Here is a 14235-nt window from a genome sequence, read left to right on the forward strand (position 1 = left end):
TACCCCAATAACAACATAAAAAAATAAAAAGAATACTTTCATAAGAAAATATATTCTTACTTATATATAAAATTAACTGTTCATTTTTTCATCAATTTATTGAAGACATCCTGTATAACCGTATAATCACCCACCTTTTTCAAACCCCATTTCCGCAGGTGTAAACGTGGACTATCCAAATAGCTATGACGTTATTGTGATTGGCGGCGGTCACGCTGGAACTGAAGCTGCCTTAGCCGCAGCCAGAATGGGGTGCGCAACACTATTGTTAACTCACAATATTGAAACGCTGGGACAAATGTCTTGTAACCCGGCGATTGGCGGAATTGGAAAAAGCCATCTAGTTAAGGAAGTCGACGCTCTAGGTGGCGCAATGGCCTTAGCCACAGATCGTGGTGGTATTCAGTTTCGGGTATTGAATGCCCGCAAAGGACCTGCGGTAAGAGCAACACGCGCTCAAGCCGATCGCGTGCTATACAAAGCCGCCATCCGCCACATTCTGGAAAACCAAGCTAATCTGAGTATTTTTCAGCAAGCTGCTGACGATCTAATTATTGAAGGTGAGCGTGTTGCGGGTGTGGTAACCAATACCGGTATCCGCTTTCGCAGTAAAACGGTGGTGCTAACGGCCGGGACTTTCCTTGGCGGTAAGATTCATATTGGCCTTGATAATCATAGCGGCGGTCGCGCCGGTGATCCTCCTTCCATTGCCTTAGCTCAACGTTTACGTGAACTGCCATTTCGAGTGGATCGCCTTAAAACCGGTACACCACCGCGCATCGATGCGAAATCCGTTAATTTTGATGGCTTAGAACAGCAGTGGGGTGATCAGCCTATTCCTGTGATGTCGTATTTGGGGCGCCGTGAAGATCATCCCCAGCAGGTTTGCTGCTGGATTACCCATACCAACGAGCGCAGCCACGAGATTATCCGCAGCGGTTTAGATCGTTCGCCGATGTACACCGGTGTTATTGAAGGCATTGGCCCGCGTTACTGCCCCTCTATCGAAGATAAAGTGCACCGTTTTGCGGATAAAAATTCCCATCAGGTGTTTATTGAGCCCGAGGGTTTAAATACCCATGAGCTTTACCCCAATGGAATTTCAACCAGTCTACCCTTTGATGTTCAGCTCAATTTGGTGCGCTCGATCAAGGGATTTGAAAATGCGCATATTACGCGCCCGGGCTATGCCATTGAGTATGACTTCTTTGAGCCGCGTGATCTGAAATATTCGCTGGAAACCAAGTTTATCGGCGGTCTGTTCTTTGCTGGGCAAATCAACGGTACCACCGGTTACGAAGAAGCCGCTGCTCAAGGCTTGCTGGCCGGCGCCAATGCTGGCTTACAAGCACAGGGCAAAGAGGCGTGGTGCCCGCGTCGAGATGAGGCCTATATCGGTGTATTGGTCGATGACCTCATTACCATGGGTACCCGCGAACCCTACCGTATGTTTACTTCCCGCGCGGAATATCGCCTGCTCTTACGTGAAGATAATGCCGATCTGCGCTTAACGGAAAAAGGCCGCGAGTTGGGCTTGGTCGACGATATTCGCTGGGCGGCCTTCTGTGAAAAACGCGAAGCCATCGTGCGTGAACGTCAGCGCTTAGCTAGCACATGGGTACAGCCAGGCAGTGCAGCGGCACAGCAATTGGCAGAAAAATTGGATAAACCTCTTAGTCATGAATACAACCTGCTGGATCTGATTAAGCGTCCGGAACTGGGGTATGCCGATGTTGCTAATTTAAATAGCGAAAACACAGCGGATTCAGACCTGAATGAGGCTGTGGCTGAGCAGGTAGAGATCGACGTGAAATACGCCGGTTATATTGCTCGACAGAAAGAAGAAATTGAGCGCCTTCGCCGTCATGAAGAAACACCACTGCCGCTCGATTTTGATTATCGCGGTATTGAAGGCCTATCCAACGAGGTTAAACAAAAACTGATCGACACCCGACCAGAGACCTTGGCCCAAGCGGGACGAATTCCCGGGGTGACGCCGGCGGCGGTTTCGCTGTTGCTGATCTACCTGAAAAAACGCGGACTGCTAGACAGGAAAACAGCCTGAGGTGGAACAGCTTCGCGAACAACTAAAACACGGTGCTCAGACACTGGGGCTCGAACTTTCCGAGCCCCAGCTGGCGCTACTTTGGCAGTATCTTGAATTACTGCAAAAATGGAATAAAGCCTACAACCTCACTGCCATTCGCGATGCAGAAGGTATGCTGCATAAACACTTGCTCGATAGCTTGAGTATCGCACCGCATATTCAGGGGCAACGCTTTCTCGATGTGGGCACCGGGCCGGGGCTCCCCGGCATTCCACTGGCAATTTGTTTTCCAGAGCGTGAATTCAATCTGTTAGACAGCAATGGCAAAAAAACCCGCTTTCTTTTGGAAGCTGTACGCGAGCTTCAACTGAGCAATGTCAGCGTATTCTGTGAGCGCATAGAGAAATTTAGCGATACACAGGGTTTTGATGGCGTGTTATCGCGGGCTTTTTCATCCCTTGACGATATGGCTCAGGCCTGTGCGCCACTGCTCAATCAAACAGGCAAACTGCTGGCTATGAAAGGGCTTTACCCCGAACAGGAGTTGAGCGAATTGCCAAAACACTTTATTGTCGAGCACTGTTATTCACTGCAGGTGCCCGGTGTTTATGAAGCCCGCCACTTGTTGGTGATCAGCCCCGGCTGAGTTCAATCAGCCAACTCTAGGGATTCACAGTGGCAACCATATTCGCAATCACCAACCAGAAAGGCGGGGTCGGCAAAACCACGACGACGGTAAATTTGGCCGCCTCACTGGCTGCCACTAAACGCCGTATCCTGTTAATTGATCTCGATCCCCAAGGCAATGCCACCATGGGCTGTGGCATAGATAAAAACAGTGTTGAGTTTTCAATCTACGATGTCTTGGTCGATGGCCGTGCGATAGCAGATACGGCTTTGCCCGCGCCGGATTCGGGTTTTGATGTATTGCCGGCCAATCAAGATTTAACCGCGGCCGAAGTGGAGCTAATCAACGAAATTGGCCGCGAGTTTCGTCTGCGCGAAGCGGTTGCCGCAGTGGCAGACAGCTATGACTACGTGCTGATTGATTGCCCGCCGTCTCTGAACATGCTTACGGTGAATGCGTTGGCGGCGGCCGATGGCGTTATTATTCCAATGCAGTGTGAATACTATGCGCTGGAAGGTTTAAGCGCCCTGCTTAACACCATTAACCGCGTGACTCAGTTGATTAATCCAAAACTGCGGATTGAAGGCATTTTGCGCACCATGTTTGATGGTCGCAACAGCTTAACCAATCACGTAACCGATGAGTTGCGTACGCATTTTGGTAATGACCTTTACAGTACAGTTATCCCCAGAAATGTTCGTTTGGCAGAGGCACCAAGCCACGGTTTGCCAGTATTGCATTACGATAAACAATCCAAAGGGGCGCTGGCTTATCTGGCGTTAGCAGGAGAATTACTGCGGCGCGAACGAGCTAGAACGGGAATAGACACACCCGTTTCTGGCGATGAATTAGAAACTGCGCAGGCAAGCGAAGAAATCAGCGATTAAAAGTAAGGCGACGAGTTCATGGTAAAAAAACGGGGATTGGGCCGGGGATTAGATGCGCTACTGGGCGCCAGTGCGGCACCAGTTGCAGTGGCTCCGCAGACCGAGCTTACATCGACGCCAAGCTCATTGGCTGCTGCGCCAACTCATAGCGAAGGCGATGATAAAGGGCCAACAGATGGCAGCTTGCGCAATCTTCCCATAGAATTTTTGCAGCGCGGCAAATACCAGCCTCGGCGTGATATGCAGCAGCAGGGTTTGGAAGAACTGGCTGAGTCAATCCGATCCCAGGGCATTATGCAGCCGATTGTGGTTAGGCAAGTCAGTGCCGATCGCTATGAAATTATTGCCGGTGAACGCCGCTGGCGCGCCTCGCAACTGGCCGGTTTGGATACTGTACCCACGCTGATTCGTGAAGTGCCGGACGAAACCGCTGCGGCAATGGCCCTGATTGAGAACTTACAGCGCGAAGACCTCAATCCCATGGAAGAATCACTGGCCATGGTGCGTTTACAGAAAGAATTTGAATTAACCCATGCCGAAATTGCCAGCCTAGTCGGCAAATCGCGCAGCACCATTACCAATTTAATGCGCCTTACCGCGCTGCGCGAAGACGTGCAGAAGCTGCTTGAAAATGGCGATATTGAAATGGGCCACGCCCGCTGTTTATTGGGTTTGCCGTTGGAGCAACAATCCGCTGCCGCCGCTAGTGTGGTCAGCCGAGGCCTATCGGTGCGTCAAACCGAAGCCATGGTGCGGCGCATGCTGGAGGAAGATAAATCCACTGCCAATGCGGTGCCCGCCAAACTCGATCCGGATATTAAGCAACTACAAGATCGCTTGTCAGATACCTTGGGTGCAGCGGTACAAATTCAGCACAGTGCCAAAGGTAAGGGAAAATTGACGATCAACTACAGCAGTCTCGATGAGCTGGATGGCATCCTAAACCATATTAAGTAGATGATATTGGGCCTGAACAAAAAATAGACACATAATGTAGTGGTTCAGGCGAAATACAATGACCAGAAACGGTCTGAATTTGTTGCTAACTGACGGAAAATTCACACGATTGTTCGACTTAAGTCCAAACGATATTAGTTGATACTCCGTTATTGGCATCCTATAATTCGCCCCGTTTTTTTGACAAGTACAGAACCGGTCGGGACGGGCCATTTGGATGACAAGCCCAATGCGAAGGCCTAGAACAGCCCTCGATAATATCCGTCCACCGCTGACAAAAGTTTATTTATTACAAAGTCTGATCTTGTTATTGGCCAGTGCCATAGTGGTCCCCTTTGATAGCGTCTCTGCGTATTCGCTATTGATTGGAGGAATGATTTCCGTTGTGTCCAATGCCTATTTTGCGCGCCAGGTATTCAAATACGCCGGCGCGCTTCGCGCGCGCGAAGTAGAGCGCGGCTTTTACAAGGGTGAAGCGGGAAAATTTGTTGCGGTGATGTGTTTTTTTGCCGTCACCTTTGCACTGGTAAAACCGATTAATGTGATGGTGTTGTTTGCAGCGTATTTGCTCACAACACTACTGAATACAGGGCTGCTTGCCGGTACTAAACGCAAGAGCTAACAGAATTCAAAGTATTTTTTAGAGAGTAACTTATGGCTGCTGAATCACAGAGCACGGTGGGGTATATCCAACACCACCTGACCAACCTGACATACGGCAAACTACCTGCAGGTTACGAGCGTCACGATGCCGAAGGGCATGTGCACGTTCTTGAGCACGACACTTGGACTATGGCGCACAGCGGTGAAGAAGCCTCTGCGATGGGTTTTAACGCCATCCACGTCGATTCCATGTTCTGGTCAATTGCACTGGGCTTCCTGTTCCTGGTGTTTTTCGCCCGCGTTGCCAAGCGTGCCCATAGCGGCGTGCCAACCGGTGTTCAAAACGCCGTGGAAATGGTGATCGACTTTATCGACAGCACCGTTAAAGATGGCTTCCACCACAAAAATGCCATGATTGCACCAATGGCACTGACCATCTTCGTGTGGATTGTGCTGATGAACACCATGGACTTGGTGCCGGTAGACTGGATTCCTGCGGCGATGGCCAAACTCACCGGCGACCCGCACTTCTTCTTTAAAGTGGTACCCACCACTGACCCGAACGTGACTTTGGGCATGGGTTTCACTGTATTTGGCCTGATGATTTTCTTCACCATCGCCAAAAAAGGTTTCTTGGGTTTTGTAAAAGAGCTAACCCTGCACCCTTTCCACCACGAAAAGTGGTACGTCAATATTTTCCTGATTCCGATCAACTTTGCGCTGGAGTCCATTGCTTGGATCTCAAAACCGATCTCTCTCGGTCTGCGTTTGTTCGGAAACATGTATGCCGGTGAAATGATCTTTATCCTGATCGCCACCATGTTTGGTGCGGGTCTGGTTCTGGGTCTGTTTGCTGGTGTGTTGCAGTGGGCGTGGGCGGTGTTCCACATTCTGGTTATTGCCCTGCAGGCGTTCGTATTCATGGTGCTGACTATTGTCTATATGGCGCAGGCACACCAGATTGAAGAAGAAGATCAGTTTCACTGATCTAACTGTTTGAAAACGAGTTTTAAACAACATTACTTTTTAACTTTAAAAAACTAGGAGAACTATCATGGGATTGGCACTGATTGCTGTTGCACTGTTGATCGGTCTGGGCGCACTGGGTACTGCTATCGGCTTCGCGCTGCTGGGCGGTAAACTGCTGGAAGGTTCTGCGCGTCAGCCTGAACTGGCCCCAATGCTGCAAGGTAAAATGTTCCTGATCGCTGGTCTGCTTGACGCGGTTCCAATGATCGGCGTTGGTATCGCTATGTACGTTCTGTTCGTTGTTGTTCCTGGTCTGGCTTAACTCCAACCGGTTTTGGTAACAACACTTACAGTAAACACATAGCAGAGGTATCGGCGTGAATATTAATCTCACACTGATTGGACAATCGATTACCTTTCTGTTCTTCGTATGGTTCTGCCACGCTTTCGTATGGAAAGCGATTCGCGGCGCCATGGAAGAGCGTGAAAAGCAAATTGCAGACGGTCTGGATGCCGCTGATCGCGCAGGTCGCGATCTGGAACTGGCACAGGAAAAAGCCGGCAAGCAATTGCGCGAGGCCAAGGCTGAGGCCGCATCGATTATCGACGCCGCAAACAAGCGCGCCAATCAAATTGTAGAAGAAGCCAAAGACGCCGCCCGCCAAGAGGGTGACCGGCTGAAAGCCGCCGCCCAGGCCGAAGTGGAGCAAGAAATGAACCGTGCTAAAGAAGCACTGCGTTCTAAAGTTGCCACACTGGCTCTGGCAGGTGCAGAGAAAGTTCTCGAAGCGTCAATCGATGAGTCTGCTCACAAAGACATGCTCGACAAGCTGGCTGCAAGCCTGTAAGCGAGGAAATCATGGCTGAATTGAGCACAATGGCTAGACCCTACGCCAAGGCGGCTTTCGAGCACGCCCTGGCGTCGTCGGCCTTGGCAGAATGGTCAACCATGCTGAAAACCGCCTCGGCGGTTGCCAGCGATGTACGCGTTGCCAAAATGCTGAGCAACCCGGCGCTAACATCGGAACAACAGGCTGAGTCCTTTGTTGCGGTTTGTGGCGACGAGTTAAATGCCGGTGGCAAAAACTTTATCAAAATTCTCTCAGACAATAAGCGCCTGGCACTGCTGCCAATGATTAGTGAGCTGTTCGATGCCCACAAATCACAGCAGGAAAAAACAGTTGATGTAGAACTGACCACGGCCTTTGCTCTGGATGCCAGTGCGGAAGCGAATTTGGCAGAGGTTTTGAGCAAAAAACTGGAACGTCAGGTCAAGGTAAGCAGTAGCGTGGACAAGAGTCTGCTAGGTGGAGTGCTGGTTCGTGCCGGCGACCTAGTAATTGATGGTTCAGTACGGGCTCGCTTGGCGAAACTTGCCGAAGCGGTAGCTTCTTAAACTTATAAACCTGAGCGTTTAAAAAATAGGATTGAGGAACAGAGCATGCAGCAACTGAATCCCTCCGAGATTAGCGATATTATCAAGCAGCGCATCGACTCTCTCGATGTATCTGCCCAAGCCCAAAACGAGGGCACTATCGTCTCGGTATCTGATGGTATCGTACGTATCCACGGCCTGACCGATGTTATGTACGGTGAAATGATCGAGTTCGAAGGCGGCCGTTTCGGCATGGCATTGAACTTGGAGCGCGACTCCGTCGGTGCGGTTGTACTGGGCGACTACTTCGGCATCGCCGAAGGTCAAACCTGTAAATGTACCGGCCGTATCCTTGAAGTTCCGGTTGGTCCAGAACTGCAAGGTCGTGTAATCGACGCACTGGGTAACCCCATTGATGGTAAAGGCCCAATCGACGCCAAACTGACCGATGCAATTGAAAAAGTTGCACCCGGTGTAATCTGGCGTAAGTCGGTTGACCAACCAGTACAAATTGGTTTGAAAGCGGTTGACGCGATGGTGCCAATAGGTCGCGGTCAACGCGAACTGATTATCGGTGACCGTCAGATCGGTAAGACTGCAGTCGCAGTTGACGCCATCATCAACCAAAAAGACTCCGGCATTAAGTGTGTATACGTTGCCGTTGGTCAAAAAGCCTCTTCTATTGCTGCCGTTGTGCGCAAACTGGAAGAGCACGGTGCAATGGATCACACCATCATCGTAGCCGCGACCGCATCTGACCCAGCGTCAATGCAATTCATCGCGCCATTCACTGGCTGTACTATCGGTGAATACTACCGCGACCGTGGTGAAGATGCCCTGATCATCTATGACGACCTGACCAAGCAAGCTTGGGCTTACCGTCAAATCTCCCTGTTGCTGCGCCGCCCACCAGGCCGTGAAGCTTACCCAGGGGACGTTTTCTACCTCCACTCTCGTCTGCTTGAGCGTGCTGCTCGCGTATCTGAAGAGTACGTAGAAAAATTCACCAATGGTGAAGTGAAAGGCAAAACCGGTTCTTTGACCGCACTGCCAATCATTGAAACCCAAGCGGGTGACGTATCTGCATTCGTACCAACCAACGTAATTTCGATTACTGACGGTCAGATCTTCCTTGAGACTGACATGTTCAACGCGGGTATTCGCCCAGCAATGAACGCCGGTATTTCGGTATCTCGTGTAGGTGGTTCTGCGCAGACTAAAGTTATCAAGAAGCTGTCTGGCGGTATCCGTACTGCGCTGGCGCAGTACCGCGAACTGGCGGCGTTCTCGCAGTTTGCTTCTGACCTGGATGAAGCCACTAAGGCTCAGCTGGCTCAGGGTGAGCGCGTTACCGAGCTGATGAAACAGAAACAGTACAGCCCATTGAATATCGCCGATATGGCCTTGTCTCTGTACTGTGCTAACGAAGGTTATCTGAAAGATATCGACGTTGCTAAAGTTCTGGATTTTGAATCAGCCCTGCAATCATTTGCCCACGCTGAATACAGCGCGGTAATGAAAGAGATCGCAGATTCAGGTAACTGGAACGATGAACTGGAAGGCAAGTTCAAAGAACTGGTCGAGAAGTTCAAGTCAACCCAGACTTGGTAAGACGGATGAAGCGGCATTAGTTTTTAATTAATGCCGCTTTACTGCTTGAGGATGATTTAAATGGCAGGTGCAAAAGAAATACGCACCCAAATTTCCAGCATCAAGAGCACGCAGAAAATTACTAGCGCCATGGAAATGGTGGCCGCCAGTAAAATGCGTAAAGCTCAAGATCGCATGGAAGTGGGTAAACCCTATGCTCAGCGCATGCGCGCTGTGGTAGGGCACATCGCAAACGCCAATCCAGAATACCGTCACCAGTACATGGAGCAACGCGACGTTAAGCGCGTGGCATTCGTGATTGTTTCTACTGACCGCGGACTGTGTGGTGGCTTGAACACCAACCTGTTCAAGGCGGCCATTCGCTCTATGAAGTCTTGGAGCGATCAAGGTGTTGACGTTGATCTTTGTCTGGTCGGTGCTAAGGCCGGCAGCTTCTTCCGCAACTTTGGCGGTAATGTTGTTGCTGCAGTACGCGACATGGGCGAAGCCCCAACCGTTGGCGACCTGATCGGTAGTGTTAAGACTGTGCTGGACGCTTACAGCGAAGGTCGTATCGATCGTTTGTTCTTGGTCGGTAACGAGTTTGTTAACACCATGACGCAAACACCTTTCGTTCGTCAGCTGCTGCCACTGGAAGCAGAGGAAGACGAAAGCCTGAAGCATCACTGGGACTACATTTACGAACCCAATCCAGAAGAGTTGTTGGAAGGTTTGTTAACGCGTTATGTAGAGTCTCAGGTGTATCAGACGGTTGTTGAAAATGGTGCTTGTGAACAAGCGGCACGAATGATCGCGATGAAGAACGCCACCGATAACGCTGGTGATCTGATTGATGGACTACAGCTGATTTACAACAAGGCCCGCCAGGCAGCAATTACCCAAGAGCTGTCAGAAATCGTGGGCGGTGCAGCGGCTGTATCTTAAGACAGCGTGACGGATTTTGAATTTTAAGGTTTAAGAGGACCGGACAATGAGTAGCGGACGTATCGTACAAGTTATCGGCGCCGTTATCGACGTGGAGTTTCCACGCGATGCGGTACCGCAGGTATATGATGCACTGACAGTTACCGACAGCGGTTTGACCCTGGAAGTACAACAGCAGTTGGGCGACGGCGTAGTTCGCGCTATCGCGCTGGGTTCTTCTGAAGGTCTGCGTCGTGGACTGGATGTAAGCAACACCAAAGAAAAAATCAAAGTGCCCGTGGGTATCGAAACCCTGGGTCGTATCATGGACGTACTGGGTAACCCCATCGACGAATGTGGCCCCATCGGTGAAAAAGAGCGCATGGAAATCCACCGCGCTGCACCTAAATACGAAGAGCTGGCAGCCTCTGCTGACCTGCTGGAAACTGGCATCAAGGTAATCGACCTGGTTTGCCCGTTTGCCAAGGGCGGTAAAGTTGGTCTGTTCGGTGGTGCGGGTGTTGGTAAAACCGTAAACATGATGGAACTGATCAACAACATCGCAACCGAGCACAGCGGTCTGTCTGTATTCGCGGGTGTTGGTGAGCGTACTCGTGAAGGTAACGACTTCTACCACGAGATGCAGGAAGCTGGCGTTGTAAACGTTCAGGAATTCAGCAAATCTAAAGTAGCAATGGTTTACGGTCAGATGAATGAACCACCAGGCAACCGTCTGCGTGTTGCTCTGACTGGTCTGACCATGGCTGAAAAATTCCGTGACGAAGGTCGTGACGTACTGTTGTTCGTTGACAACATCTACCGTTACACCCTGGCCGGTACCGAGGTATCTGCACTGCTGGGTCGTATGCCTTCTGCGGTAGGTTACCAGCCAACTCTGGCGGAAGAGATGGGTGTTCTTCAGGAGCGCATCACCTCAACCAAGACTGGCTCTATCACTTCTATCCAAGCGGTATACGTACCTGCGGATGACTTGACCGACCCATCACCAGCAACCACCTTTGCTCACCTCGACTCAACTGTTGTACTGAGCCGTGATATTGCTGCAAAAGGTATCTACCCTGCGGTAGACCCACTGGATTCAACTTCTCGTCAGTTGGACCCACTGCTGGTTGGCGCGGAGCACTATGAAGTGGCTCGCGGTGTTCAGACTGTTCTGCAGCGCTACAAAGAGCTGAAAGACATCATCGCAATTCTGGGTATGGACGAATTGTCTGAAGACGACAAGAAGACTGTTGAGCGCGCACGTAAAATCGAGCGCTTCCTGTCTCAGCCATTCCACGTTGCGGAAGTGTTCACTGGTAGCCCAGGTAAATACGTGTCTCTGAAAGACACTATCAGCGGTTTCCAAGGCATTTTGAACGGCGATTACGACCACCTGCCAGAGCAGGCCTTCTACATGGTTGGTACCATTGAAGAAGCGGTCGAAAAAGCAGGCAAACTGTAAGCTCGGTCTCCGAGCTTATCAGCCTTAGAGGCTAACTATATGTCTATGACAATTCACTGTGACATCGTAAGTGCCGAAGCAGAGATCTTCTCTGGTCGCGCCAAGCTGGTTGTTGCCAATGGCATTCAGGGTGACCTGGGTGTGACCTACGGTCACGCGCCATTGCTGACTTCACTTGAGCCCGGCCCGGTACGTGTTGTGATGGACGGTGGCGAAGAGCAGATCTATTACGTATCTGGCGGTTTTCTGGAAGTTCAGCCCAATGTGGTGAGCATTCTGGCAGACACGGCTCTACGTGCAGATGATCTGGATGAAGCCGCTGCTCTGGAAGCACAGAAAGAAGCCCAACAGGCCATGTTGAATCAAAGTGGTGAAGTCGATTACGGCCGCGCGGCCGCACAATTGGCTGCTGCCACCGCACAGCTGCGCACCCTGCAGCAGATTCGCAAGACGATGGGCAAATAATCGGATTAGAATATTTCTGTTCGGTTTGACGAAGGCAGCATTAAGCTGCCTTTTTTATGTCTGGGATTTACTCAGAGCCGCAGGCCGCCATCTAATTCAATGATCCGTCCCGAGTAATAGTCGTTTTCGAAAATATAGCGGGCGGAATGGGCAATCTCTTCTACCTGACCCATGCGGCGCAAGGGAATACGCTGAGTCATACGCTCAAGGGCTTCCGGTTTCATCTGCGCGACCATATCGGTCATGATAAAACCGGGGGCAATAGCGGCGCAGCGAATGCCATAACGCGCTAATTCATTCGCCCACGTTACTGCCATTGCCGCGACACCGGCTTTAGCCGCAGAGTAGTTTGTTTGGCCGGTATTGCCCGCCTTGGCAATGCTTGAAATATTAATGATCACACCGGGATTACCGGCCTTAATCATTTGTTCCGCCGCCGCGCGACCACACAGAAAAACCCCGGTCAGATTGACGTCAATGACAGATTGCCACTGGGATAAGCTCATTCGGTCGACAATTTCCTTGTTTTTTACCTTAATCAACATCCCGTCGCGTAAAATACCGGCATTGTTAATTAAGCCGTCCAACTGGCCATGATTTTCTACTATGGTGCTAAAGCAATGGTCCACTTGTTCTTCATTGGCGACATTGCAGGTATAGGCCTGAGCGGCAATCCCTAAAGATTTAAGGCGATCAACCGCGTCATTTAATTGCTCTGGATTTAAATCAATGAGCAGGGGAATAGCACCGGCCTCGCCGAGATGTTTTGCCATTGCAAAACCTAAACCGCGAGCGGCGCCAGTGATGGCAATTTTTTTATTGTGGAGATTCATACGGGTCTCTATGTGGTTGTTAGCAATGCCATTGTTTACCATTGCAGTACAAGTTAAAAGTCATTCAATATGTCATCGTATTTAAGAGAAAATAAGAGGTAGGAGTGAAACTCGACGTTGTTATTCTTGCGGCCGGAAAAGGCACTCGCATGAATTCGGATTTGCCAAAAGTGCTACACCGACTAGCAAATAAACCCATGCTGGGCTGGGTAGTTAATGCTGCAGAATCTCTGGCTCCAGAAAATACTCATGTGGTGATTGGTCACGGCGCCGAGCAAGTAAAGTCTCTTTTTGAAGGCAGCAAGCTTTCTTGGGTTTTGCAGGAGCATCAGCGAGGAACAGGTCATGCTGTGGCGCAAGCATTGCCTCATATTGCGGATGATGCTGTTGTCTTGATTACTTACGGTGATGTGCCGCTGGTTAAAGCCGAAACGCTACAGGCGATGGTCGAGCAAGTGGATAATCAGACGATGTCACTGCTCACCGTAAACCTGCCAAACCCACAGGGTTATGGTCGAATTGTTCGCGATGCAGAAAATGCAGTTATCGCCATTGTTGAGCAAAAAGATGCCAGTGACGCTCAGCGTGAAATCAAGGAAGTGAACACCGGCATTATGGCGGTGTCTGCCAGCTTGCTAAAAAATTGCCTACCAAAACTTTCCAGTGATAATGCCCAGGGCGAGTATTACCTTACCGATATTATCGCCATGGCTGTTGAACAAGGTGTCGCGGTCAAAACTCTGCAACCAGAAAACCTGTACGAGGTTGAGGGCGTCAACAATAAGCTCCAGTTGCAAAAACTAGAGCGCGAGTTACAGCGCGTACAAGCGGAAAAATTGCTCGAGGCTGGTGTCGGTCTGGCCGATGCGGCAAGACTGGATATTCGCGGTGAATTAAAAACTGGTCGCGATGTCTTTATCGATGTCAACTGTGTGTTTGAAGGCGATGTGGTGCTGGGCGATGGCGTTCACATTGGGCCTAACTGTGTGATTAGTGATAGCCGCATAGCGGCCGGTGCGGTTATTAAAACCAATTCAGTGTTGGAAAATGCGGTTGTTGGCGAAAACTGCAATATCGGCCCCTTTGCTCGTTTGCGGCCTGGTACGGTTTTGGCGGCAGATGCCAGAATCGGTAACTTCGTTGAAACTAAAAACGCGCAAATTGGACTTGGCAGCAAGGTCAATCACCTGAGTTATATCGGCGATGCGGTGATTGGTGAGCAGGCAAATATTGGTGCGGGCACCATCACCTGTAACTACGATGGGGTGAATAAATTCAAGACCGAAATTGGCGATCGGGCCTTTATCGGATCAAACAGCTCACTGGTTGCTCCAGTGGTTATCGGCAAAGATGCCACTGTCGGTGCGGGGTCAGCACTTACTGGCAATGTTGAAGATGGCGAGCTGGCAGTTGCGCGGGGTCGTCAGCGCAATATAAGTGGTTGGCAACGTCCAGAGAAAAAAACTAGATAAGATAATTAGCCGATAAAAAG

At 50.4% G+C, this 14235-nt stretch carries 15 protein-coding genes; 14 read left to right on the top strand and 1 reads right to left on the bottom strand.

What is annotated here, in order from left to right; genetic code table 11:
- Window positions 1–166: 166 nt before the first annotated feature.
- From mnmG to IB286_RS01280, 13 genes are all read left to right on the top strand, one after another.
- Window positions 167–2065 carry a tRNA uridine-5-carboxymethylaminomethyl(34) synthesis enzyme MnmG gene (gene mnmG / locus IB286_RS01220; RefSeq protein ID WP_190761837.1) on the top strand — a complete coding sequence of 633 codons (1899 nt, stop codon included), beginning with the start codon at window positions 167–169 and terminating at the stop codon, window positions 2063–2065.
- Between the two features lies 1 nt (window position 2066).
- A complete protein-coding gene (gene rsmG / locus IB286_RS01225) occupies window positions 2067–2693 on the top strand; it encodes a 16S rRNA (guanine(527)-N(7))-methyltransferase RsmG (RefSeq protein ID WP_190761838.1) in 627 nt (208 codons plus the stop codon).
- Between the two features lie 29 nt (window positions 2694–2722).
- Window positions 2723–3562 (top strand): ParA family protein, encoded by an 840-nt coding sequence (locus IB286_RS01230; protein ID WP_190761839.1) that lies wholly within the window; start codon window positions 2723–2725, stop codon window positions 3560–3562.
- Between the two features lie 18 nt (window positions 3563–3580).
- Entirely contained in the window at window positions 3581–4519 is a 939-nt protein-coding gene (locus IB286_RS01235) for a ParB/RepB/Spo0J family partition protein (RefSeq protein ID WP_190761840.1), read from the top strand.
- Window positions 4520–4748: 229 nt separating this feature from the next.
- On the top strand, window positions 4749–5141 hold the full coding sequence (locus IB286_RS01240; protein WP_190761841.1) for an ATP synthase subunit I: 393 nt from the start codon (window positions 4749–4751) through the stop codon (window positions 5139–5141).
- Window positions 5142–5173: 32 nt separating this feature from the next.
- Complete coding sequence (gene atpB / locus IB286_RS01245) at window positions 5174–6109, top strand: F0F1 ATP synthase subunit A (protein WP_190761842.1); 936 nt, start codon at window positions 5174–5176, stop codon at window positions 6107–6109.
- A 67-nt stretch (window positions 6110–6176) separates the two neighbouring features.
- On the top strand, window positions 6177–6413 hold the full coding sequence (gene atpE, locus IB286_RS01250) for a F0F1 ATP synthase subunit C (RefSeq protein WP_190761843.1): 237 nt from the start codon (window positions 6177–6179) through the stop codon (window positions 6411–6413).
- Between the two features lie 55 nt (window positions 6414–6468).
- A complete protein-coding gene (locus IB286_RS01255) occupies window positions 6469–6939 on the top strand; it encodes a F0F1 ATP synthase subunit B (protein WP_190761844.1) in 471 nt (156 codons plus the stop codon).
- An 11-nt stretch (window positions 6940–6950) separates the two neighbouring features.
- Complete coding sequence (locus IB286_RS01260) at window positions 6951–7487, top strand: F0F1 ATP synthase subunit delta (RefSeq protein ID WP_190761845.1); 537 nt, start codon at window positions 6951–6953, stop codon at window positions 7485–7487.
- 45 nt (window positions 7488–7532) lie between these two features.
- Window positions 7533–9077 carry a F0F1 ATP synthase subunit alpha gene (gene atpA, locus IB286_RS01265; protein WP_190761846.1) on the top strand — a complete coding sequence of 515 codons (1545 nt, stop codon included), beginning with the start codon at window positions 7533–7535 and terminating at the stop codon, window positions 9075–9077.
- Between the two features lie 60 nt (window positions 9078–9137).
- The gene (atpG, locus tag IB286_RS01270; RefSeq protein ID WP_190761847.1) at window positions 9138–10001 is read left to right on the top strand and encodes a F0F1 ATP synthase subunit gamma; all 864 of its coding nucleotides are present in this window, start codon (window positions 9138–9140) and stop codon (window positions 9999–10001) included.
- Between the two features lie 46 nt (window positions 10002–10047).
- Window positions 10048–11445, top strand: a complete 1398-nt coding sequence (gene atpD, locus IB286_RS01275; RefSeq protein WP_190761848.1) for a F0F1 ATP synthase subunit beta — start codon at window positions 10048–10050, stop codon at window positions 11443–11445.
- Window positions 11446–11484: 39 nt separating this feature from the next.
- Window positions 11485–11910: a F0F1 ATP synthase subunit epsilon gene (locus IB286_RS01280; RefSeq protein ID WP_190761849.1), complete on the top strand. Its 426-nt coding sequence runs from the start codon at window positions 11485–11487 to the stop codon at window positions 11908–11910.
- Between the two features lie 71 nt (window positions 11911–11981).
- Here IB286_RS01280 and IB286_RS01285 read toward each other — a convergent pair whose 3' ends face one another.
- A complete protein-coding gene (locus IB286_RS01285) occupies window positions 11982–12743 on the bottom strand; it encodes an SDR family oxidoreductase (protein ID WP_190761850.1) in 762 nt (253 codons plus the stop codon).
- Window positions 12744–12847: 104 nt separating this feature from the next.
- Here IB286_RS01285 and glmU point away from each other — a divergent pair, with 104 nt between their 5' ends.
- Window positions 12848–14215 carry a bifunctional UDP-N-acetylglucosamine diphosphorylase/glucosamine-1-phosphate N-acetyltransferase GlmU gene (gene glmU, locus IB286_RS01290; protein WP_190761851.1) on the top strand — a complete coding sequence of 456 codons (1368 nt, stop codon included), beginning with the start codon at window positions 12848–12850 and terminating at the stop codon, window positions 14213–14215.
- Window positions 14216–14235: the final 20 nt, after the last annotated feature.

This window comes from Spongiibacter pelagi, assembly GCF_014705705.1.
Taxonomy (GTDB): domain Bacteria; phylum Pseudomonadota; class Gammaproteobacteria; order Pseudomonadales; family Spongiibacteraceae; genus Spongiibacter; species Spongiibacter pelagi.

Coding starts and splice junctions, on each gene's coding strand:
- IB286_RS01235 (WP_190761840.1), top strand. CDS start 3,581: ATGGTAAAAAAACGGGGATTGGGCCGGGGATTAGATGCGCTACTGGGC.
- IB286_RS01240 (WP_190761841.1), top strand. CDS start 4,749: ATGCGAAGGCCTAGAACAGCCCTCGATAATATCCGTCCACCGCTGACA.
- atpB (WP_190761842.1), top strand. CDS start 5,174: ATGGCTGCTGAATCACAGAGCACGGTGGGGTATATCCAACACCACCTG.
- atpE (WP_190761843.1), top strand. CDS start 6,177: ATGGGATTGGCACTGATTGCTGTTGCACTGTTGATCGGTCTGGGCGCA.
- IB286_RS01260 (WP_190761845.1), top strand. CDS start 6,951: ATGGCTGAATTGAGCACAATGGCTAGACCCTACGCCAAGGCGGCTTTC.
- atpA (WP_190761846.1), top strand. CDS start 7,533: ATGCAGCAACTGAATCCCTCCGAGATTAGCGATATTATCAAGCAGCGC.
- atpG (WP_190761847.1), top strand. CDS start 9,138: ATGGCAGGTGCAAAAGAAATACGCACCCAAATTTCCAGCATCAAGAGC.
- atpD (WP_190761848.1), top strand. CDS start 10,048: ATGAGTAGCGGACGTATCGTACAAGTTATCGGCGCCGTTATCGACGTG.
- IB286_RS01280 (WP_190761849.1), top strand. CDS start 11,485: ATGTCTATGACAATTCACTGTGACATCGTAAGTGCCGAAGCAGAGATC.
- IB286_RS01285 (WP_190761850.1), bottom strand. CDS start 12,743: ATGAATCTCCACAATAAAAAAATTGCCATCACTGGCGCCGCTCGCGGT.